This window comes from Streptomyces cinereospinus, from assembly GCF_042430725.1.
Lineage (GTDB): Bacteria > Actinomycetota > Actinomycetes > Streptomycetales > Streptomycetaceae > Streptomyces > Streptomyces cinereospinus.
In genome coordinates, this window is the sequence record NZ_JBHMCY010000009.1 from 1 (window position 1) to 19,871 (window position 19,871).

Annotated in this window: 18 protein-coding genes and 1 pseudogene; 4 read left to right on the top strand and 15 right to left on the bottom strand. The window is 70.0% G+C overall.

What is annotated here, in order from left to right; translation table 11 throughout:
• Positions 1 to 171: 171 nt before the first annotated feature.
• Both ACFF45_RS06640 and ACFF45_RS06645 read right to left on the bottom strand, forming a co-directional pair.
• Positions 172 to 2,262, bottom strand: coding sequence for a SpoIIE family protein phosphatase (locus ACFF45_RS06640; RefSeq protein WP_381343182.1), 2,091 nt, complete (start codon positions 2,260 to 2,262; stop codon positions 172 to 174).
• A 4-nt stretch (positions 2,263 to 2,266) separates the two neighbouring features.
• On the bottom strand, positions 2,267 to 3,427 hold the full coding sequence (locus ACFF45_RS06645) for an acyl-CoA dehydrogenase family protein (protein WP_381343185.1): 1,161 nt from the start codon (positions 3,425 to 3,427) through the stop codon (positions 2,267 to 2,269).
• A 279-nt stretch (positions 3,428 to 3,706) separates the two neighbouring features.
• On the opposite strand from ACFF45_RS06645, the gene ACFF45_RS06650 reads away from it, so the two are divergent.
• The gene (locus ACFF45_RS06650) at positions 3,707 to 4,123 is read left to right on the top strand and encodes a CBS domain-containing protein (protein ID WP_381343188.1); all 417 of its coding nucleotides are present in this window, start codon (positions 3,707 to 3,709) and stop codon (positions 4,121 to 4,123) included.
• Positions 4,124 to 4,583: 460 nt separating this feature from the next.
• Complete coding sequence (locus ACFF45_RS06655; RefSeq protein ID WP_381343190.1) at positions 4,584 to 4,925, top strand: plasmid stabilization protein; 342 nt, start codon at positions 4,584 to 4,586, stop codon at positions 4,923 to 4,925.
• A gap of 157 nt (positions 4,926 to 5,082) precedes the next feature.
• On the opposite strand, the gene ACFF45_RS06660 is transcribed toward ACFF45_RS06655, so the two are convergent.
• From ACFF45_RS06660 to ACFF45_RS06680, 5 genes are all read right to left on the bottom strand, one after another.
• Positions 5,083 to 5,244 (bottom strand): zinc ribbon-containing protein, encoded by a 162-nt coding sequence (locus ACFF45_RS06660; RefSeq protein ID WP_381343193.1) that lies wholly within the window; start codon positions 5,242 to 5,244, stop codon positions 5,083 to 5,085.
• Positions 5,241 to 6,566 carry a zinc-dependent alcohol dehydrogenase gene (locus ACFF45_RS06665; protein WP_381343196.1) on the bottom strand — a complete coding sequence of 442 codons (1,326 nt, stop codon included), beginning with the start codon at positions 6,564 to 6,566 and terminating at the stop codon, positions 5,241 to 5,243. Before ACFF45_RS06665 ends, ACFF45_RS06660 begins: the two co-directional genes overlap by 4 nt.
• A 156-nt stretch (positions 6,567 to 6,722) precedes the next feature.
• Complete coding sequence (locus tag ACFF45_RS06670; protein WP_381343199.1) at positions 6,723 to 7,334, bottom strand: flavodoxin family protein; 612 nt, start codon at positions 7,332 to 7,334, stop codon at positions 6,723 to 6,725.
• A 232-nt stretch (positions 7,335 to 7,566) separates the two neighbouring features.
• On the bottom strand, positions 7,567 to 8,019 hold the full coding sequence (locus ACFF45_RS06675; RefSeq protein ID WP_381343202.1) for a DUF6098 family protein: 453 nt from the start codon (positions 8,017 to 8,019) through the stop codon (positions 7,567 to 7,569).
• A 27-nt stretch (positions 8,020 to 8,046) separates the two neighbouring features.
• Positions 8,047 to 8,277 (bottom strand): DUF5133 domain-containing protein, encoded by a 231-nt coding sequence (locus tag ACFF45_RS06680; protein ID WP_381343205.1) that lies wholly within the window; start codon positions 8,275 to 8,277, stop codon positions 8,047 to 8,049.
• 127 nt (positions 8,278 to 8,404) lie between these two features.
• Between ACFF45_RS06680 and ACFF45_RS06685 the strand changes: the two genes are divergently transcribed.
• Positions 8,405 to 8,728: a hypothetical protein gene (locus tag ACFF45_RS06685; RefSeq protein WP_381343208.1), complete on the top strand. Its 324-nt coding sequence runs from the start codon at positions 8,405 to 8,407 to the stop codon at positions 8,726 to 8,728.
• A 261-nt stretch (positions 8,729 to 8,989) separates the two neighbouring features.
• Here the strand turns inward: ACFF45_RS06685 and ACFF45_RS06690 are convergent, their stop codons facing one another.
• The 7 genes from ACFF45_RS06690 to ACFF45_RS06720 all read right to left on the bottom strand — a co-directional run bounded on the left by ACFF45_RS06690 (position 8,990) and on the right by ACFF45_RS06720 (position 16,704).
• Positions 8,990 to 9,190 (bottom strand): cold-shock protein, encoded by a 201-nt coding sequence (locus tag ACFF45_RS06690; RefSeq protein ID WP_381343211.1) that lies wholly within the window; start codon positions 9,188 to 9,190, stop codon positions 8,990 to 8,992.
• A gap of 130 nt (positions 9,191 to 9,320) precedes the next feature.
• Positions 9,321 to 10,553, bottom strand: coding sequence for a PP2C family protein-serine/threonine phosphatase (locus tag ACFF45_RS06695; protein WP_417801361.1), 1,233 nt, complete (start codon positions 10,551 to 10,553; stop codon positions 9,321 to 9,323).
• 642 nt (positions 10,554 to 11,195) lie between these two features.
• The gene (locus tag ACFF45_RS06700; RefSeq protein WP_381343214.1) at positions 11,196 to 11,921 is read right to left on the bottom strand and encodes a DUF6766 family protein; all 726 of its coding nucleotides are present in this window, start codon (positions 11,919 to 11,921) and stop codon (positions 11,196 to 11,198) included.
• An 87-nt stretch (positions 11,922 to 12,008) separates the two neighbouring features.
• A complete protein-coding gene (locus tag ACFF45_RS06705; RefSeq protein WP_381343217.1) occupies positions 12,009 to 12,386 on the bottom strand; it encodes a hypothetical protein in 378 nt (125 codons plus the stop codon).
• A 98-nt stretch (positions 12,387 to 12,484) separates the two neighbouring features.
• On the bottom strand, positions 12,485 to 13,633 hold the full coding sequence (locus ACFF45_RS06710; RefSeq protein ID WP_381343220.1) for a baeRF2 domain-containing protein: 1,149 nt from the start codon (positions 13,631 to 13,633) through the stop codon (positions 12,485 to 12,487).
• 84 nt (positions 13,634 to 13,717) lie between these two features.
• Positions 13,718 to 14,209: a hypothetical protein gene (locus tag ACFF45_RS06715; RefSeq protein WP_381343223.1), complete on the bottom strand. Its 492-nt coding sequence runs from the start codon at positions 14,207 to 14,209 to the stop codon at positions 13,718 to 13,720.
• Positions 14,206 to 16,704 carry a molybdopterin oxidoreductase family protein gene (locus ACFF45_RS06720; RefSeq protein WP_381343226.1) on the bottom strand — a complete coding sequence of 833 codons (2,499 nt, stop codon included), beginning with the start codon at positions 16,702 to 16,704 and terminating at the stop codon, positions 14,206 to 14,208. The genes ACFF45_RS06715 and ACFF45_RS06720 overlap by 4 nt, the downstream gene beginning before the upstream one ends.
• A gap of 483 nt (positions 16,705 to 17,187) precedes the next feature.
• Here ACFF45_RS06720 and ACFF45_RS35620 point away from each other — a divergent pair.
• A pseudogene (locus tag ACFF45_RS35620) lies at positions 17,188 to 18,457 on the top strand (IS256 family transposase).
• A gap of 170 nt (positions 18,458 to 18,627) precedes the next feature.
• Here ACFF45_RS35620 and ACFF45_RS06735 read toward each other — a convergent pair.
• Positions 18,628 to 19,845, bottom strand: a complete 1,218-nt coding sequence (locus ACFF45_RS06735) for an IS110 family RNA-guided transposase (protein ID WP_381343232.1) — start codon at positions 19,843 to 19,845, stop codon at positions 18,628 to 18,630.
• Positions 19,846 to 19,871: the final 26 nt, after the last annotated feature.

Below are 19,871 nucleotides of genomic sequence, written 5' to 3' on the forward strand. Positions count from 1 at the left end.
CCTCGCGCCCGCAGGCCCTTGACAGCCCGCCCCAACCGCAAACTTCACGGCCTTGCGACTAGCCCGAGGCCGGTAGCGTTCGGAGTTTTCGGTGTGGTTCACGTTGACGACCTAAGCCCAGTCAGTTGGCGGCGGTCATGAACCGGTGGTCGCGCGCCGCGCACTCGGCCCTCACCCGACGCTCGGGTCGGCGCCGTCATCGGCGGGTCGTGGGGCTGCGGCGGTGGCCGTCAGGACGAGGACGGCGAGGTCATCGCGCAGTCGTTCGCCCCACCAGCGCTGGGCGTCGTCCATCAGGGCGGTGGCCATGTTCGCGGCGTGGCCTGCCGTAGTGGTGGACGGCAGAGAAGCGAGGATGGCGGTGAGGTCTTCCGGGTCGCGCTGGTCTGCGGCGCCGGCTCCTTCGGTGAAGCCGTCGGTGTAGAGGACCAGGGTGTCGCCGGGAGCCAGTTCCACTTCGGTGACCGGGTGGTGCGGCGTGTCCAGGACGCCCAGCAGGGCACCCCGCGTCTCCAGCGGTGCCGTAGCACCGTTCGCTCGCTGCAGGAGCGGTGCGAGGTGGCCGGCGCTGGCGATCTGCAGGCGGACGGGGGTGCGGGTGGTGTCGATGACGACGTAGACGAGGGTGCAGAAGGGGGCCTTCTGGCGGCGCAGTGCGTCATTGACCAGGTTGAGGACGTGGGTGGGGTCGCTGGTGTGCTGGGCGGCGGCCCACAGGGTGTGGCGGACCAGGCCGGTGATGGCGGCCGCGTCGGGGCCCTTTCCGCAGACGTCCCCGAGGACCAGGACGTGGCGGCCGTCGGGAGCGGTGAAAGCGTCGTAGAAGTCACCGCCGACGTGCAGGCCCTGACTGAACGGGGTGTAGCGGGCGGCCAGCTCGAGGCCGGGCAGGTCGGGCAGAGTGGGTGGGAGCAGGGGGCGTTCGAGGGCGCGGGTTGCGTCGCTGAGGCGGTTGAGCAGGCGGTCCTGTTGTGTTCCGACGGCTATCTGGTCGGCGATGTTTTCCAAGGTGGTCAGGGTCGAGCCGGGCAGTGCCAGGCGTGTGGTCAGCGACAGCACGCCGAGCAGCTCTCCGCCCGAGACAAGGGGGAAGGCGGCCAATGAGCCGGGAACGTCTGTGAGGTGTGAGGCGTGCGAGCCGGTCGGGGGCGAGGCGTCCAGTTGCGGACGGCGTGCCGCGACGACCTGTTGCACCAGGGCGCGTTGAGCCGTCTGACAGAAGGATGTTTCGGGCGAACCGGTGTCGTCTGCGGCGCAGATGGAGTGGGCCAGTTCACCGCGGGTGTTCAGGTTCCAGATGCAGACGCGGTCGGCGCCCAGGCGGTCGGTGGCAGCACGCACGCACCGGCGCAGGCGTTCGTCCAAGGGCCCTGGCGCCGTCATGGCGGCGGCGACTTCGGCGGTGAGCAGGGCGTGGCTGGTGCGTTCGGCGAGTTTGCGCTGGGCGTGCAGACGGTCGGTGACATCCTCGATGAGGACGAGGGTGCGGCTACGACCCTCGGTGTCCAGGACGTGTCGGACTGCCACGCGCAGGGCCTGGGACGTGCCGTCGCCGCGGACACGTTCGAAGACCGTGTCGGGCTCGGCCTCCCGGTGCTGCCCGGGGGTGGTCAAGTGGTGGTGCAGCGCGGTGCGCTGGTCTTCCGGGAACAGGTCGGTCACCGGCCGGCGCACCGAGTCCGGCTCGGTCAGCTCCAGGACGTCGGCGGCTCGCTGGTTCCAGGCGATCACCTCGGTGCCGTCCAGCATGAGCGCACCGATCGGGGCCTGGGCCAGGAACTGGCCCATCAGCCGCTCCCCCAGCTGCCGGGCGATCGAGGTGCCCGAGGACAGCCGCTGCTGGGCTGCCGCCTGCGCCGCGGCGTGCGTCTGGCGGTGGGTGAGCTGCTGCAGCAGCTCACCCACCACGTGGGGTATCCGCTGCGCTGTCGCGCGGTCTTCCACTCGGTGAACGACCTCGGAGGAGAACAGAAGCGGGAGTACGGCGAGCTCCTCGTGCGTGGTGGGAGTGGCCGTCACGACTACCGTCAGATCCGCAGGATGCGGCCGCAGGGAGTGGACGACGCCGGCAGGCGCCGTGACGTTCTCCCCCAGTACCGCCAGCGTGGGCCGTCGCAAGCCGGGCGTTCCGCCGGTGTAGGCCAGCACGTCCTCGGCGGTGCTCTGGATGATGTCGGCAGTCGTGGCCAGCTCGGCGGTGATGGCGTTGGCCGTCTGCGGGGGGAGGTCGACGAGCAGCAGCAGGGGCAGACTCGGGTTCACCGCTTCAGCCCTCGAGCAGGGGTTCGTCGAGCTGGGCACGGCCGGTCCACACCCGCAGCAGGTCGGTCGTGGGGGACATCACGTGCGCGGCGCGGGCGTCGCGCAGCATGCGGTGCAGGGGTGAGTGCTCGCCGTATCCGATACCGCCGACCAGGGTGAGGGCGTCGTTGATCGTGGCTTCAGCTGCGTCAGCGACCTCCGCTTTGGCGGAAGCCAGCCCGAGCAGAGCCTCCGGGCCGCCGATCTCCGCCTCGGCGGCGGCATGGTAGATCAGCCGTCGGGTGCGTTCCACGCGCGCCCACATCGTGCCCAGACGATGCTGGACGACCGGCTGCCCGGCAGCGGACCGGCCCACGCGCGACCCTTTGCGCCGCAGCAGATGGGTACGGGCCTCCACCAGGGCCGCCGCGGCGACACCGAGGTAGGTGCCGGCCATGGCCATTAGGAAGTAGGGGGCGACGACGTTGAAGACATACCAGATCTCATCGCCCTCCTTTCCCAGAAGGCACCAGTCGGCGATTTCGGCACCATGCAGCTTCAGCCCGCGTGAGGCGTTACCGCGCATACCGAAACCCTGCCAGGCCGGCCCCCACTCCAGTCCCGGCACGGTGGCGTCGACCACCGTGCACGAGAACTGTCCCGGCGGCTTTCCCGGGCCGGCAGCCAACGTGGACAGGACATAGGAATGCGCGTGGCCGGCATTGGTCACGAAGCTCTTCGCCCCGGTCAGCCGCAGCCGGTCGCCCCCCACACGCTCCATACGGGTCTGCGGCAGCCAGAACTCCCCACCCGTCCCCGGCTCGGACAAGGCCAGAGTCGTCAGATGCTCGCCGGCCCCGATCGGCTCCAGATACTGCTCCCGCTGCCGGCGGCTGGCCTTCGCAGCGATCACCGCCGAGCCGACAAGGTGCATACCAAAACAGATCGACGTCGAGGCACAGGCGCGCCCCGTCGCCTCACCGACCTGCGCCACCGCCAACAGGCCGTGTCCCATGCCTCCGCACTCGGTCGGTACCACCAGCCCACCCAGTCGGTACCGCAGCACGGCCATACCCTTGTCCGGCCATCTGTGCTCCTCGTCCACGGCCGCAGCCTCTGGGGCCAATACCTCCTCGGCGATCTCCCTGGCCATCGCCACCGCAGCCCCGAGCTCCACTCGCACCACCGCTGCACTCCGTTGCTTCACAGGGCCCGGTCGACAGCGTCAACGGGCACGACACTCCTCCTCGGCGCACTACTGCCAGACGCCCGTACCCCTCAACCGTACGGCGTACTCGATCGTCACCGAGTAGGCAGTGCCCGCTCGCAGACGTTGAGGTCGATGACCCCCTGACGGAAAAACAGGCTGTTACCTGCCGTAGCACCCGGGAACACGACCCCCGTCCACCTGGCCGCCGCCCCCGCACCACTCGTGCGGAGGCGGCACAGCGGAAGAGGAGACTCCATGACCAAGGCGCGAGACATCATGACCGGCGGAGCCGAGTGCGTCGGTGCCGAGGAGACGGTGTTGGACGCGGCCCGCAAGATGAAGGACCTCGGGGTCGGGGCGCTGCCCATCTGCGGCACGGACAACGAGCTGAAGGGTGTTCTGACCGATCGGGACATCGTGGTGAAGGTGCTGGGCGCGGGTAAGGACCCCGCCACCTGTCCGGCCGGGGAACTGGCCCAGGGTGAGGCCGTCACCATCGGCGCCGATGACGACGTGCAGGAGATTCTGCGCACCATGACCGACCACAAAGTGCGCCGCCTGCCGGTGATCGACGGCCACGACCTGGTCGGCATGGTCGCCCAGGCCGACGTCGCCCGCTCCCTGCCCGACCCACAGGTCGGTGAACTGCTGCAGGCGCTGTCCACTGACTGATACCGTCCCGCTGCCATGCCTCGGCCGCCCTCATCCCGGCGGATACGAGGAATCGCCGGGATGGGGCTCGGGGCAAACGGGACCGTACCTGCCCAGTGCGATCGCCCACACCGCCATGTGATGCCTCGGCATCGGTCGTGTCACGCTCTCACCATGGGCTGTGCGTGAAGGCGTCATGCTCACACAACTCAGGGACACGCTCCGCTCGGGGGTCTCCTGGAAACGTCGGCGCCGGTCAGTGAGGCGCACCCGGAGGGCTGCCCACCGGAGTCGGCTGAGCGACCGGCGGTCCGGCGGTTCGCTCGGTCGCCGGTAGTCGAGGGCTGACATCGGCCAAGCCACGTCCGCACGGTGTCGGCAGGGATGGCCAGATCGACGAGGCCGTTTACCCGCCCCGGCGCAGGCAACCCGTCCCTGCGTCATCGGGTGTTCGAACGACCGGTGCCAGGAGGAGACGACCATGCCTGCAGGATCCAGTTCCAAGCGCGAGCGTCAGTACGAGCACATCAAGGACAGCGCCGAGGAGCGCGGGGCCTCCCAGGGCCGGGCCAAGGAGATCGCCGCCAGGACCGTGAACAAGGAGCGTGCTCGCTCCGGTGAGGCGAAGTCCGCCAGCCGTAGCTCCACCAAGGGCAAGTCCCCGTCGCAGCGCGGCGGTGAGAAGTCCGGGTCCTCGCGCGGCGGAGGCTCGGACGGGGGCCCCACGCGGGAGCAGTTGTACCAGGAAGCGAAGAAGAAGGGGGTCGAGGGCAGGTCCACGATGAACAAGGACCAGCTCGCCAGGGCCCTCGGCCGGAGCTGACCCCTCCTCGCGCCCTGCCTCAGCCTTCTTCCAGCTTCCGCGCCCTGGGAGGCTGAGCGTGCTGGGAGGCTGAGCGGAGGAAGGATGCCGAACGCCCCGTCGGCCAGGCGGGACCGGCGCTGCCGGCGTCGGCTCGGCCGCCGACAGCGCCGCCCGCTCAGGACTTGTTGTCCGGTTCGTTGCGGCGAGTACCGAACTCTTTGTGCCCGTTCGGGCAGGTGGGGATCTTGTCCCCTTCCTCGACATGGACTTTCTCGCTGCAACTCGCGCAGTAGAAGTCGCCCGTCTTCTGTGCCTTCTCACCCGCTTTTGCCGTCATGAGCGGTCACCTCCGCGCTCCTGGTCCGTCGCAACCCGACCCTGCGTGCCCGCTGTGGTCGCCGCTCCCGTCCCTGCCGCTTCACCGAGGCCGGGTGCGACGGAGCCGTCCCCCGCGACGCCGAGTGCGACCTTCGTCCAGCCGGGCTCGCGCCGGTCGAAGCTCCGGTAGGCGTCCAGCGCGTCCTCGGTTCCGACCCAGCGGGTGATCAGCGGCGTGGGGTCGAGACGGCCCGCGGCGACCATGGACACCAGGTCCGGTACATAACGGCGGTGATTGCAGTTGCCCATCTTGAGCGTGAGGTTCTTCATGAACGCCTCACCGAACGGGTAGTGCTGCACCTGGGGCGGGTAGACCCCCACGGTGCCGATCGTGCCTGCCTTGGCCGCCATCCGCACCGCCCAGCGGGCCGCCAGCGACGGCGCGTCGCCCGGCACCCACGTCCCGCCGTCCGGGTTCTGTTCCGGGGCCGCCTCGTCCCGCTCGTGGTCGAACTGCTCGCCCTGACTGCGCAGGGCGTCGGCCGCCGGCCCGTGGGACGGGCGCTGGGCGTCCACACCCACGGCGTCGATCACCCGGTCCGCGCCGATGCCGCCGGTCAGCCGCACCACGGCCTCGACCGGGTCCTCGGCGTTGAAGTCGACCGTCTCGGCGTGCTGGTCACGGGCCAGCTCCAGCCGGTCCCCCACACCGTCGACGACGATGATGCGTCCGGCGCCCTGGATGCGGGCGCAGGCGATGGCGGCCTGTCCGATCGGCCCGGCCCCGACGATCGCGACCGTGTCCCCCGCGCCGATCTCGGCGAGCCGCGCCCCGAACCAGGCGGTGGGGTAGATGTCGGAGAGCAGGATGGCCTGGGCGTCGTCCACGGTGTCCGGCAGCGGGACCAGCCCGACGTGGGCGTACGGGATCCGGGCGTACTCGGCCTGGAGCCCGTCCAGTCCCCCGGCGGCCTCGGGACCGCCGAAGAAGACGGTGCCGGCCCGCGGGCCGCCGGGGTTGGCGTTGTCGCACTGCGCGTAGTAGCCGGCGCGGCAGTAGCTGCACGTGCCGCAGGCGACGGTGGACGGCACCACCACGCGGTCACCGGGTCGGAGGTTGCGCACGCCCGGCCCGGTCTCCTCCACGACTCCGACCGCCTCGTGGCCGAGGATGCGGCCCTCCCGCATGCCGGGCATGGTGCCGCGGATGAAGTGGAGGTCCGTGCCGCAGATCGCGGACGTCGTGATGCGCACGATCGCGTCGTGGGCATCCTCGATCTTCGGCTCCGGCACGTCGTCCAGGCGGATGTCCCCCAGTCCGTGCCACACGACAGCCTTCATGCGTGCCCTCCGTTCCTCACGTGCCCGGCCGGCCGGCCGCGGACGGGACAAGCCCGACCGCTGCGGCCGAGATGCGCAACCGCTCCCGGAGTTTCCCTCCCGCCCGGCTTGAAACGGTGGCCGGCTCTGGCTCTCCCGGGCCGCTCGGGGCACGGCTCACTGAGGCGGAGCACCCAGCGGGCTCGCGGCCAGCGCACGCGCGGTGCCGTACAGGTTGGCGGCCATCGCGCGGCCGGTCTTGTGGGCCCAGTCGTGACCGCGCCCGTCATCGAGGTAGTCCGGGCCCGGGCCGGGGCCGAGGTGCCAGTAGGTCCACGACTGACCGGGGATGGTGGAGCCGATGTCGCACAGGGCCCCGTTGATCTCGCTGATCAGGTGGTGCGCGCCGTCCTCGTTGCCGGTGACGACGACTCCCGCGACGCGGTTGTAGGCGACGGGGCGGTCCTCGTCGTCCGTCTCGGACAGCATGGCGTCCATGCGTTCCAGGACGCGCTGGGCGACCGAGGACGGCCTGCCGAGCCAGGTCGGGGACGCGACGACGAGGATCTGCGCCTGCAGCAGCTTGGCGTGCACCGCGGGCCAGTCGTCACCGGCGGCGACGGCTTCGCTGACCACGCCGGGATGGATGTCGAGATCCACGGCCCGGACGTACTCGACCTCGACGCCTTCGTTCTCCGCCAGCCAGTCGCCGACGACCTGGGCCAGTGCGGCGGTGTCGGACGGCTCGGGGGACTTTTTCAGCGTGCAGTTGACCACCAGTGCCTTCATGACACAGCCGTACCCCGCTGCGGGCGGGCAACCCGGTCGTGCACCCGACCGGGCCAAAACGGCACCGCCGTGTCTTCGCCTCTGCGGGCGACGGCATCAACGCTCTGCCGGCGGCCTGGGGGAACGGACACGGGAGTCATCCACTCCCCTCCTTCTCATACTCGTTCGACAGCCGACTCGTCCTGCGCAGGAGCCGGGTCCGCTGCTCGGCCCCGCCCGCGACGAGCCGTCTTCAGGTCGTTCCGTCACGGTCGAGAGTTCCCCAGTGACCGGGCTGCTCGGTGACGATGTTGCAAGCCTCCGCGATGACGCTGTCGGCGACCCAGCCCAGAGGTCGGACATCCCTCACCAAGGGTTCGTTGTCCGGGCCACGGGCCGCCTCCCGGCCCCGCAAGAGCCATGGCCGGGTACGAGCATCCTTGATCCGGGGCAGATGGCAGTAGTCGTAGAGTCGACGGGCGACCCAGACGCGCGCGGGCCGCTCTCCCCACCAGTCCTCCACGTCCAGTGAACTGGCCGACAGGCCCGGCAGCCTCAAGCCGGTCAAGTCGTCTTTGCTGCTCGCACGCGGCAAGTCACGCGCCGGGCCGAGGGACCAACGCACGTAGAGGCCACGGCGGCCGGTGACCAGCCGAGTCAGCTCGTCAAGGCTGGTCACGGTGGGCAGGTCGGCGGTCTCACCCATGCGGTGGTAGTCCTGTACGCGCAACGATCAGGCAGAGACCAGGGTGGAGTTTCCCTGCGGGCGAGCGGCGGCCAGCTGGCGGTGGGCAGCGACAAGCGCGGCATCGATGTCGCGGGTGCCGGTTGACACACACAGTGTGTAGGCGACATCGTCCATGCGCTGGCGCACGTCGGGGCTGCCCTTCTCCGCCTGCAGGGTCTGCAGGGTCTCGTACTGCTCGATCAGGTTCGTGAGTACTGCGGGGTGTGCCATGAGCATCGCTGGTCTCCTGACCGACATGAATCACGTGGCCTGTACATCGATCGCATACCCCCCAAGCCGACCGTCATTCCCAGCCCGACCGCGGGCAGGTTGTGACGCTTTTTCTCGTGCGATTCTGAACGAGGTGCTGGTCATCACGGTGAAAGAGGATCCGACCATTGGCGGCCGGGCCGTCCAGCCCGAGGAGATCACTGCTCTTGCCGGTGCCCACAGGACCGGACCTGAGGTGATCTCTCTGCGGGAATCCGCAGGAGGAGTCGCAGCAGTCAGCGCGGTCCTACGCGCTCGCCGTCTGTGCGGCGGCCTCGGCATCCCGTTGGCCGTGGCCGCCCCCAGCGTGGCCGCACGACATCTCTTGGAGGCGAACGCCGACACCACCACAAGCGTGGTGGTGCACGCCGGCGTCGGCACCGCTGTTGCCGCCTCCGCGTTCACCACGGCAGCGTGACCGGCTCGCACGCTGAGGCATGTGAGGTTTCACGCGGGCTCCGAAAGGTCCGGGCGGACAGGGCTGCATGCTGGGCGTGGCGGAGGACATCGTCTTCTGCGCGCGCCATCACTCAGTCGGTGGATACGGCCCGCCGGCTGCGCAGGACCGCGACACCGGCTCGCGGCCCTCTGCCACTCCTCGGCGGCGGCCTGTACCGGCTTCTGTTCTCCCAACGTCCACAGGAGCACAGACACGGCGCCATACCCCGGCCCTTCGAGGTCAGCCGCGGACGATGTTCTGCGCCTGCGGACCCTTCGGTCCCTGCCCGATGTCGAACGTGACGCGCTCGCCCTCGGTCAGCTCGCGGTAGCCGCTGCCCTTGATCTCCGAGTAGTGAGCGAAGACGTCCGGCCCACCTTCCTGTTCGATGAAGCCGAAGCCCTTTTCGGCGTTGAACCACTTCACGGTGCCGCTGGCCATGCCGTACGTCCTTCAGTTCACACAGGGAACCGCCCGGGAGGGGCCGCCCCAGCGCCTGTGATCAGGTGCCTCAACCGTTCTACCCGCTGCTGGAAGTTTCATCCGGTACACCCGCGAGCACCAGCACCGCTCATGGAGTCAGCTCGTCCTGATGACTGCCTCGCCATTCGGAGAGCAGGACCGTGGCGTCGTCGTCGAGTTTCCCGCCGTGGTGGTCCATGACGGCCGCCATCAGCCGGCGAAGGGTCTCGTGCACGGTGTGCCGGCCGGAGTGGTGACGCTTGACGAAGTCCGCGAAACGCGACCGTCCGAACTGCCTGCCGCGGGCGTCACGCGCCTCGATCACACCGTCGGTGTAGAGCAGTACGCGGTCGCCGGGTTGCAAGTGCTCGGTGCACTCGGTCACCGGCAGACCCAGGGCGGTGCCCATGGGACCGGCCGGCGGACAGGCCAACTCGGTCGTCCACCGGTTGTCGCGGATCACGATCGGGAGGTGATGACCGCGGTTGATCCAGGTCAGCCGTCCGGTGTCCATGTCGAGATCGGCCAGGATGCCGGTGACGTAACGACGGCCTTCGAACTGCTCCAGGAGCACCTGTTCCACCAGTTCACTGCTCTCGGCCAGTGACGCACCGTGGCGGCGGGCGTTGCGGCAGGCGGCGACGGCGACGTTCGCGGTGATCCCGGCGGTGGTGTCGTGTCCCATGGCGTCGAAGATCCCCAAATGCAGCACACTGCCGGCCACGGCGTAGTCGAAGGCGTCCCCGCCCACCTGGTAGGCGGGTTCCATGACCGCGCCCACGGTGGCGCTGTGCCCGGCGTACGCGGGAGGCGGGGTGAGGTTCCACTGCATCTCCGCGGCCACGTTCATCGGCTCGGTGCGCACCCGACGGGCGTAGGAGTCGCTGAAGGAGCGCTTGCTGAGCAGGAGCAGGGCCGTCATCGACGCCAGATCGCGTAGGGACCGGCGGGTCGGTTCGTCGTCGGCGTCGGTGTCGGCCCGCAGTACGCCGAGGCGTTCCACGCCGTCGGTGACGGCCACCCACCACCGCCGTCGCCCGTCCGGCGCGTCGCCCGTCGCCGGCTCGGCGAGCAGATCCACCCGCTGGTACGCCTGGCCGGGCAGACTGCCCTGGACGGTGAACTCCTGGCCACCGCTCCCGGCGTCGCGCCCCTTGCCGGTGAGCTGGCGCAGTACCGTCTCGCGGATGTCGACGACGAAGACCGCCGTGTCGTATATCCCGACCTCGGCGACGCGGTCGGCGATCAGTGCCGGGATCTCCTCCAGCGTGGCGGTGTGACTGGCCTGCATCAGCTCCAGAAGCGCCGACGCGGCCGCAGTCCTGTCAAGCACGGAGGCCATCGCTGGAGCCGTCACTGTCACCGTGCGCCGGGACCGGCACGGTCTCGTACATCCGGCACGAGCCCTGCTTCCGTCCGCCGCGCTGGGTCATGCGCGCGACATCGGACCCGGGTTCACAGCTCATAAGAGACATCGGAAGCACGGGGCGGATCATCGGCATCGCAGCTCCACTCCATCCGGCATATGCCGAACACTCGCCTACGGCGATTCATACCCACACCGATCAGTCACATGCGCCGTCGTGACACGCAGGACACACGGCGCGTGAGTGACGTCCTCCGTACGCCGGCGCACATCGACACGGACGCCCTTTCGGTGGCTGCAAGGGGCTCCCGTACCCGTGTGTGCCAGGTGCTCCTGGCCGGGATGCGGACGCTGTCACCGCTCACCGGTCCGGCCGGGACATCATGGGGAGGATGGTCCGGCCGTTCCGGCTGGCCGGGCAGACCCCGGAACGGCCGACTTTGGCAGCATAGTGTCCGTGTCGGCCTCTGACCACTTCGCGGCGCGCGGACAGGCACTGCCGTCCGGGGACGGGATCAAGCACGCCAGGGCCGCGGCGGCGCACACTCGTCGGTTCCGTCTGACGGTGGCCGAGACGATGTCGTCCGATCGTCTCCAGCGCTTCGATCCTCGGGTGTTTCAGCCTTCGACGCCGGTGGCTGAATGGGACGCCCCGACGGGCTTGGACTCGGGTGAACCTCGTTGCCTCAGGTAGATGGCGAGGATGGCCATGGAGGCGACGGCCAGCAGCTCGGACTGCCAGTTCTGCAGGGTGCGGCTCCAGAAGTCCGCGGAGGAAAGGTAGTCGGTCCACGAGACGGGGGCCTGCAGTTGACGCAGTTGCTGTTCGTTGTAGGCGGCGACGCCCGTGACGGACTGGGCCAGCCAGGACAGCAGGAAAATGGTTCCCATGACCAGGCCGAGCGAACGGGAGTACACGGCTGCGCGCCAGTCGGTGGCCGCGGCCCAGCGTGGGGAGTCGCCAGTGGCGTGCTCGCCGACCATCTGGTCCTCGTCCGACTCGGTACCGGCCTTGCCGAGTTCCTTGGATTCCGGTGAGCCTCGTTGCAGCAGGTAGACCGTGGCGAAGATGTAGAGGAAGAACTGCAGGTATTCCGACTGCCAGTTCTCCGTGACGTCGACGGCGAAGTCCGAGGTGGTCAGGTAGGCGCCCAGGCTGATGGGTGCCATACCCTCGCTGACGAGCTGGTTGTTGAACTCCGCGTGTCCGGCCACGGCCTGCCCGACCAGGGCGAGCAGGAACGTGAGCAGGAAGAACAGGCCCAGACTGTTGTGGCGCACGAACAGCCGCGCACGGCGCCTCCCCGGTGAGGTGCCCTTGCCGGACGTCGGTACGGCGTTCATCGGCGCATCAGTCCCAGCGCCATGAAGTACGCCAGTCCCACGGCTATCAGCAGGAGGGTCCCGACGAACAATGTCCTCACGGTCTTGTCACCCGCCTTTGATCTCGCACTGGTACGGCCGCTGGGGGCGCGGTCGGCATCCGGCGGCGGTCACCTTCCAGCCTTCGGGGAAGTGCGCCAGGAAGACGGTGTCGTGCTGGAGGACCACCCGGGCCTGGTCGCCGTACGTGTCCACGCTCCGCACGGCACCGGCCCGCGGAAGGTCCTGCTCACCGATCGCCTGTTCGCACCGGCTCTTGGTGGACTGCTCCAGCTCCTCCTTGGTGGAAGGCGCGAGGGCGGCGCACAGGACCGCACGCCGCCCGGTGTCCAACGCCCGTTCGAAGCGGACGACCTCCGCCGTGACGCCATCACGCCGCTCGGACGACGTCCCGCAGGAGCCGACGGTGACGAGAATCGCCAGCATCGCGGTCGCCACCCCGTACCGCCGTCTTGGATACCGCCTCCGCTGCTCCGTACCGGGACCGAGCGGAGCGCCGGCCCGTTCTGCCGTCTGCGCCGCCGTCATGCCGGAGTCGGCTCGTACGACCAGCGCAGCAGGGCCCCCAGCCCTCCGATCGGTACGTCCGGATCGTTGCCGTCCTCGTCCGAGGCGGGGACGACGAGAACGTCGGCGGCCGTGACGGCGGCGGCGCGCAGCAGCGCGTCGTCCGCGCGCACCGGCGTCGGCTCGCTCTCGCCGAGGGTCTGCGCGTCGGTCCGTCGCACCGCCACCTGGTCGGGCGCGGCACCCACCCAGGTCTCCCGGCCCAGGTCCGGTCCGCCGGGCCGGACCAGCAGGGTGTCGATGCGGTGCTCCCGGGCCGCCTCCACGAGGGCCGGCACGCCCTCGACCGCGTCCGTGGGCCGGTCGGCGCCCGCGCGTCCGGCGCGGAAGCGGTCGAGTGCCTCCTCGACTCGTCGGTGCCCGTGCCGGTGCCGGGCCTGCTCGACGGCCTCCTCCAGGGCTGGAGAGGAGGACCCGGCGGCTCGGCCTCCGTGTTCGGTCTGCACGGTGACCTGGCGGACGGCGTCGGGGAGCCGTTCGTACACGGCCGGCCGCTCGCGGGGATCGCCGGCCAGGACGACCAGATCGGCACCGCACTCCCCGTACGCGGCACTCAGCGCTTTGGCAATCTCGTCGGCGTTGTGCTCCCAGGTGTTCTCGACCTTGAGCTGGAAGTGCCGCTCGGACCAGTCGGACGACGCCGTACGGTGCACGGGATGCCGCTGTCCCTCGACCTGCCCCGCGTCCTGCGGGCCGGCCGCCCCGCGGAGCTCGAAGTCGGCGCCGGTCCGGTCGATGTACGCCACGAGGCAGACCGGGTCCTGGCCCGCCAGTTCCAGCAGCGGTGTCAGGCGGGGCAGCGGGGCCCAGGAGACGATCTGCCGCTGCGGCGGCCGGGACAGCCGGTGGCTGAGCACCACATCGCCGCCGGCCGCGAAGATCACTCGCCCCGCCGGGTCTTCCGCGGGCGTCATCCGCGTGAGGGCGTCGCGCACCGCTTCGACGGTCGCCGCGTCGGCACCCTCGTCCTCGAGCGTCCGGCACGCCTCGCGTACGGACAGCTCCCGACGCTTGGCGCCGGACTCGTCGTTCTGGGCGGGGTCGACGTACACGGTCGCCCACGGACCCGGGCGGTCGAAGAGCGGTTGCAGGGATGACAGCTGCACATTTCCTCCTTCGTTCACCCTCGTCGTCGGGCCGAGTGCCCTGGACGGGCGGGGCCACACGGCGCAGGTCATGTACCGGACCGGTCAGAGGCTGGTCAGGATCTGCGGGGCCAGATTCTTGATCATGGTGTTGGCCCAGCGCATCTGCCGCAGGGTCGCCGGGTGGCAGGCGGAGGCCAGGGCGAGCAGCTCGCCGTCCTTGCGGGCCTGTGCGGCCTGGGCGAGCATCTCCCAGTGCAGGGAGTTCTCCGCTGCGCCGAGGTGCAGTTCGCGCAGGTCGCGCAGGAGCAGGAGGCCGGGTTCGGGGCGGTGGGACAGCGCTTCGGACTCCTTCTCCCTGAGCGTGGACAGCAGGTGCGGAAGAGGCGTGCCGGTGGAATCGCCGATACCCAGGCCGAGGCGCCCGGCGGTGTCGGCCAGGCGCTGGGCGTGCTCGCGGGACCAGCCGGCCAGGTCCAGGGCGACGTGATGGACCTCGTGTTCCGTGCGGTGGCGCTCGGCCACGGTCGTCAGATGCCTGGCCAGATGCTTCTCGCCGTGGTGGAGGACCCGCAGGACGAATGTGATGCCGTTCACCGTGCCTCCTCCCGGAAGCTGTGCCACGTGGTGCCGGCCGACTCTGTGACGAACGCCGACCGGCCCCCGGTCGTGGGCGGCACGGCAACAGCACCTTGAGTCGGTGCGGGGGCGGACGCGGTGGTCGTCGGGGCGGGAGCCCTGTGGCCGTCGCCGCGTTCCACGAGGCGCAGCGCGGCCGCGGCGGTCTTGAACAGCGGCTGTTTGGAGACAGGGTCCCAGTCGGTGACGGTCGTCTCGTTCGCGGCCCGTCCAGGGGTGTCCCCGTCGGGGGCGTGCCCGGCTTCCGTGTCCCAGTAGCCGTAGTGGAAGGGGACGAAGAGCAGTCCCGCGCGGATGCCGGTGACACGCAGCCGTCCGCGCAGGGCGCCGCGGGGTGTGCCGACCTCCACCAGGTCGCCTTCGCCGAGTCCGAGCGCGGCCGCGTCGGTGGCGGACGCCTCCACCCATACGTCGGGGGCGGCCGCGTTCAGCTGGGGTGCCCGGGCGGTCTTGGTACGCGTGTGGAAGTGGTAGACGGTCCGGCCGGTGGTCAGCTGGAACGGGTACTCCTCGTCGGGCGCTTCGTGCGGCGGTAGGAATTCGGCCGCCTTGATCATGCCCTTGCCGTCGGGGTTGTGGGAGCGGTACTCGACGACCTCCTGTGCCGCGCCCGTCACCAGGTCCTTGCCGTACGACTCGCACACGTCGGGATGCGCCCAGCTGATGCCGTCGGTGTAGAGGCGCTCCGTTCCGTCGGGGGCCTGCTCGGTGCAAGGCCACTGGATGCCGCTCCCGCCGCGCAGCCGGTCGTAGGACAGACCCGTGTAGTCGCACGGCCGGCCCGCGCTGCACCGTTTCCACGCCTCGAACGCCGACTCGGGGTCGCGCCAGGTGATCAGTGGCCCGCCGTCCTTGTCGCGAAAGTCCATCCGGGCGGCGTAGTCGAGGAAGATGTCCAGGTCCGGCCTCGCCTCGCCGGGCGGGTCGACGGCCTTGTCGGACAGGTGCACCGTTCGGTCCGCGTTGGTGAAGGTGCCGGTCTTCTCTCCCCAGGACGCCGCCGGGAGGACCACGTCGGCCAGTTGCGCGGTCTCGGTCAGGAAGAGGTCCTGTACGACCACGAAGAGCCGGTCCTGCCCGAGGATCGAGCGGATCCGGGCCAGCTCGGGCAGGGACACCGCCGGGTTCGTTCCGCTGATCCACAGCATGCGGATCGAGCCCTGCTCGGCGTAGCGGAACATCTGCATGGCATGGGTGGGCGGCGCGTAGTGCGGGATGGTCTTCGGGTCGACGTTCCACACGCGCGCCAGGTCGGCGACGTGGTCGTCGTTCTGCCAGTTGCGGAAGCCGGGCAGGTCACCGTTGGCGCCGCACTCGCGGGTGTTCTGGGCGGTGGGCTGGCCGTTCATCTGCAGGACGCCGGCGCCGGGCTTGCCGAGCATGCCGCGGATCAGGTGCAGGTTGTTGATCTGGACGGCGGCCGCGGTGGCCTGGTGGGACTGGTAGACGCCTTGCAAGACCGTGGACAGCAGCCGGTTCGCCGTGCCGAGGAGTTCGGCCGCCTCGCTGATCCGGGCGGCCGGTACGTCGCAGATCCCGGCCGCCCATGCCGGGGTGCACTTCTCCACCCTGGCGGCCAGTTCCTCGTAGCCGACCGTGTGGGCCGCGATGTAGTCGTGGTCGACCCGGTCGGTTCGGATGATCTCCTGCAGGAGGGCGTTGAGCAGGGCGATGTTCGTGCCGAGGCGCGGGGCCAGGTGGACGGTGGCGTGGCGGGCCACCTGTGTGGGCCTGGGGTCGACGCAGACCAGGCGGGGCGGGTCGCCGCCGGCCAGCCGGTCCAGGACGCGCATCCACTGCACGGGCTGGGTCTCCGCGATGTTGTGCCCGAACAGGGCGATGACGTCGGCGTGGTCGATGTCGTCGTAGCAGCCGGGCTGCCCGTCACAGCCGAAGGACTCCTTCAGCGCCTCGGCGGCGGTGGAGGTGCACAGCCGGGTGTTGCCGTCCAGGTGGTTGGTGCCGATACCGGCGCGGGCCAGGACGGCGAGGGTGTAGTACTCCTCCAGGAAGAGCTGGCCCGTGGTGTAGAAGCCGATCGATCCCGGGCCGCGCTCCTCCAGCAGCTCCCGCGAGCGGGTGACCACCCGCCCCATCGCGGTGTCCCAGTCGCATTCCTCCAGGTGGCCGTCGCGCCGTACGAGTGGCCTGGTGAGGCGGTCGGGTGAGGCGTTGGCCTGCCAGGCGAAGAGGTCCTTGGGCCCGAGCCGGCCGTGGTTGACCCGGTCCTGTGCCCGCCCTCGCACTCCGGCCATGCGCCCGTCCACGACGGCGATATCCATGGCGTCCCCGTCGGAGTGGAGGACCGACGCGGTCTGCACCCATCGCTCCACCTGGTCAGGGCCGACACCTTCCGCCAGGTAGCTGTCGACGCGCGCGGGCCACGGCTCGTGCCGCCCGTACGGAGTTCGGGTACCCCAAGGCTCCGCGATCCGGTCCACCGATGAGTTCACGCTTGCCTCCCAGCACCCACTGCGGTCCCTGCGATGCCTCACGCACCACCGCCGCCGAGTACCCCCTTGCGGGAGGCGACGCACCCCGTTCCGGTCGCGGCGGGCTCACCTCGGTGACGTAGGGGAACCTCCCGAGGTGGCGTCGCCCGAACCGTGAGCGGACGGGCGGGATCGGCGGGCTGCCGGGAATCGGCCGGCGGCCGCCGGGACGGCCTGCCGACGATCCCAGGACTCCCCGCGCACGACGTCCGGGCCGAGCCCGACTGCCTGCCTCACCTGCGCACCGGCCATACGGGTCCCGCCATCAGATGGTCACGAGCAGCACGCGCATCCGGGTGCGCAACGGGAGTGTCATGAATTAGGTGGAAACTTCACCGGAAGGGACACCTGATGACGATCCAGAAGATTCACTCTCTCGAGACGGTGGGCGGCGTGTCGCTTGCCGTCGACGGGACGGCCGCGGACGGTGCGGACATGAGGAGAATGCCGGAGTCCGTGGACGGGCTGGGTCTGGACCTGCTGGACGCGCTGACGCTGCTGGCCAAGGAGAGGGTCCGCGGCGGCGGGCTGCGGCTGGTCGGTGAGGACGGTCTGCTGCCCGCGATCACGCAGCACCTGATGCAGGCCGCTCTGGAGGCCGAGCTGGAGGAGCACTTGGCCGCCGAGGCTGAGCGGGCCGGCGGGCGGGGCTCGCGTTCGGGCGGCAACGGCCGCAACGGGTACCGCACGAAGAAGGTGATGAGCGAGGTCGGGCCGATCACGCTGCAGATCCCCCGCGACCGGCTGGGCACCTTCCGGCCCCGCATCCTGCCCAAAGGGGCCCGTCGTACCGGCGCCCTGGACGAGATGGTCCTCTCGCTGACCGCCCGCGGCATGACCTCGGGCGAGATCGTCGCGCACCTGGACGAGGTGTACGGGATGAAGACGTCCAAGGAGACGATCTCCACGATCACCGACAAGGCGTTGGACTCGATGAACGAGTGGCGCACCCGTCCCCTCGACGCGATCTACCCGGTCGTCTTCATCGGACGCCATCCACGTCAAGATCAGGGACGGGCAGGTCGCCAACAGGCCCATCTACGTGGCCATCGCGGTCACCGCCGACGGCTACCGCGAGATCCTCGGCCTGTGGGCCGGCGACGGCGGCGAGGGCGCCAAGTTCTGGCAGCAAGTCCTCACCGACCTGCGCAATCGCGGGGTCAGGGACGTGCTCATGCTGGTCTGCGACGGACTGTCCGCCCTGCCGGACGCGGTCGCGAACGTGTGGCCCCAGACCGTCGTGCAGCGCTGCGTCGTTCACCTGATCAGGCAGAGCCTGCGCTACTCCTCGAGGCGGGACTGGCCCGAGGTCGCCGCCGACCTCAAGCCCGTCTACACCGCCGTCAACGAGGCCCAGGCCCGCGAGCGCCTCGACGAGTTCGACGCCAAGTGGGGCCACAAGTACGGCAGTATCGCCACCGTCTGGCAGCGGGCCTGGAGCGAGTTCGTGCCGTTCCTGGCCTTCCCCGACGCGATCCGCGAGGTCGTCTACACGACCAACAGCATCGAGTCCCTCAACGCCCGCTACCGCCGCGCGGCCACCGCCTGCGGACACTTCCCCAACGAACAGGCGGCACTCAAGAGGATCTACCTCGCCACCCTCGCCCTCGACCCCTCCGGCCGCGGCCGCAAGCGCTGGAACAACAAGTGGAAGGCAGCATTGAACGAGTTCGACCAGCTCTTCGACGGCCGCCTTACCGCCGGACGGGTATAGGCCAGTCGGACCAACCAAAAACCTGCAGGCCAAAGGGCCTAAAAACACCTAAATCATGATAGACCCTGCGCAACCGCATCCGGAAGCGGCGGCCGTAGGGCGGGGGGGTGCCTCTATGTCTTTGGTCAAGGCATCCCTGTCGGGTTTGGGGTGGTTCGGGGTTGCTGGGGTTATGCGGCGAGCTCGACGTCCGCGGGCGTGCGGGATTCGTAGAAGGTGCCGTCGCGGAGCATGGCGAACAGGACGCTGATGCGTTGGCGGGCGAGCCGGAGGAGGGCTTGGGTGTGGGTTTTGCCGCGGGCTCGTTGCTTGTCGTAGTAGATGCGGGAGGCTGGATCGGCATTCATGCAGGCGAAGGCGGAGAGGAACATGGCGCGTTTGAGCTGGCGGTTTCCGCCTCGGGGTGCGTGTTCGCCGTGGATCGAGGTCCCGGACGATTTCGTCGTGGGTGCGAGGCCGGCGTAGGAGGCGAGGTGGGCGGCGGTGGGGAAGCTGGTGCCGTCGCCGACGGTGACCAGCAGGACGGCGGCGGTCCTGACGCCGACGCCGGGCATCGACGTCAGGACCTTGGAAAGAGGGTGGGCCTCCAGCAGGCTGTTGATCTGGGCTTCCATCGCCCGGCGCTGGGTGTGGACGGCGGCGAGCTGGCCGGCCAGGGAAGGGATCACGATGTCCAGGGTGCCGGTGCCGGGGACGACGACGGTCTGCTCGTCCAGGGCGTCGAAGACGTCGTCGATCAGCCGGGTGGCCATGCGCGGGGCTTTCGGCCGGATGAGTTCGACGAGTCTGCGGCGTCCGGCTTTGCGCAGGGCGGCCGGGGATCCGTGGCGTTCCAGCAGCCAGGTCACGGCCTGGTGGTCGAGGCGCGGGCCCAGGACGCGTTCCAGGCTGGGGTGGAACTGGGTGAGCAGGCCGCGTATCCGGTTGGAGGTGCGGGTGGCCTCGGCGGCGAGGTCCTGGTCGAAGCCGGTCAGCACGGTCAGCTCGGCGGTGATCTCGTCGGTCAGTTCCAGCGAGCGCAGGGTGTGCGGCATGGTGCGGGCGGCGTCCGCGATCACGGCCGCGTCCTTCGCGTCGGTCTTGGCCTCGCCGGGGTAGAGGTAGGCGATCCGGCGCATGGCCAGGCCGGGCAGGTAGGCGACGCGGCAGCCGGCGTCCCGGGCCACGGTCAGCGGCAGGGCGCCGATCGAGGCGGGCTGGTCCACGATGACCAGGACCGTGCCGAACTTCGCCGCGAGCTTGTCGAAGACGGCCCGCAGCTTCGGCTCGCTGTTGGGCAGCGGCTTGTCGAAGACCTTCTTCCCGGCCGGGGTCAGCCCGTGGCCGTGGTGAGCGGACTTGCCGACGTCCAGGCCGAGGAACACGCCCACGTCTTCGATCTCGAACATCGCGCCCTTCCAGTGGCGTTGGTGGT

What these genes read in the sequence shown, in the direction of transcription:
- ACFF45_RS06705 (WP_381343217.1), bottom strand. Translation starts at nt 12,386, where the DNA reads ATGCTGGCGATTCTCGTCACCGTCGGCTCCTGCGGGACGTCGTCCGAG.
- ACFF45_RS06675 (WP_381343202.1), bottom strand. Translation starts at nt 8,019, where the DNA reads ATGGGTGAGACCGCCGACCTGCCCACCGTGACCAGCCTTGACGAGCTG.
- ACFF45_RS06660 (WP_381343193.1), bottom strand. Translation starts at nt 5,244, where the DNA reads ATGACGGCAAAAGCGGGTGAGAAGGCACAGAAGACGGGCGACTTCTAC.
- ACFF45_RS06695 (WP_417801361.1), bottom strand. Translation starts at nt 10,553, where the DNA reads ATGGCCTCCGTGCTTGACAGGACTGCGGCCGCGTCGGCGCTTCTGGAG.
- ACFF45_RS06650 (WP_381343188.1), top strand. Translation starts at nt 3,707, where the DNA reads ATGACCAAGGCGCGAGACATCATGACCGGCGGAGCCGAGTGCGTCGGT.
- ACFF45_RS06670 (WP_381343199.1), bottom strand. Translation starts at nt 7,334, where the DNA reads ATGAAGGCACTGGTGGTCAACTGCACGCTGAAAAAGTCCCCCGAGCCG.
- ACFF45_RS06665 (WP_381343196.1), bottom strand. Translation starts at nt 6,566, where the DNA reads ATGAAGGCTGTCGTGTGGCACGGACTGGGGGACATCCGCCTGGACGAC.
- ACFF45_RS06680 (WP_381343205.1), bottom strand. Translation starts at nt 8,277, where the DNA reads ATGCTCATGGCACACCCCGCAGTACTCACGAACCTGATCGAGCAGTAC.
- ACFF45_RS06735 (WP_381343232.1), bottom strand. Translation starts at nt 19,845, where the DNA reads ATGTTCGAGATCGAAGACGTGGGCGTGTTCCTCGGCCTGGACGTCGGC.
- ACFF45_RS06655 (WP_381343190.1), top strand. Translation starts at nt 4,584, where the DNA reads ATGCCTGCAGGATCCAGTTCCAAGCGCGAGCGTCAGTACGAGCACATC.
- ACFF45_RS06700 (WP_381343214.1), bottom strand. Translation starts at nt 11,921, where the DNA reads ATGAACGCCGTACCGACGTCCGGCAAGGGCACCTCACCGGGGAGGCGC.
- ACFF45_RS06690 (WP_381343211.1), bottom strand. Translation starts at nt 9,190, where the DNA reads ATGGCCAGCGGCACCGTGAAGTGGTTCAACGCCGAAAAGGGCTTCGGC.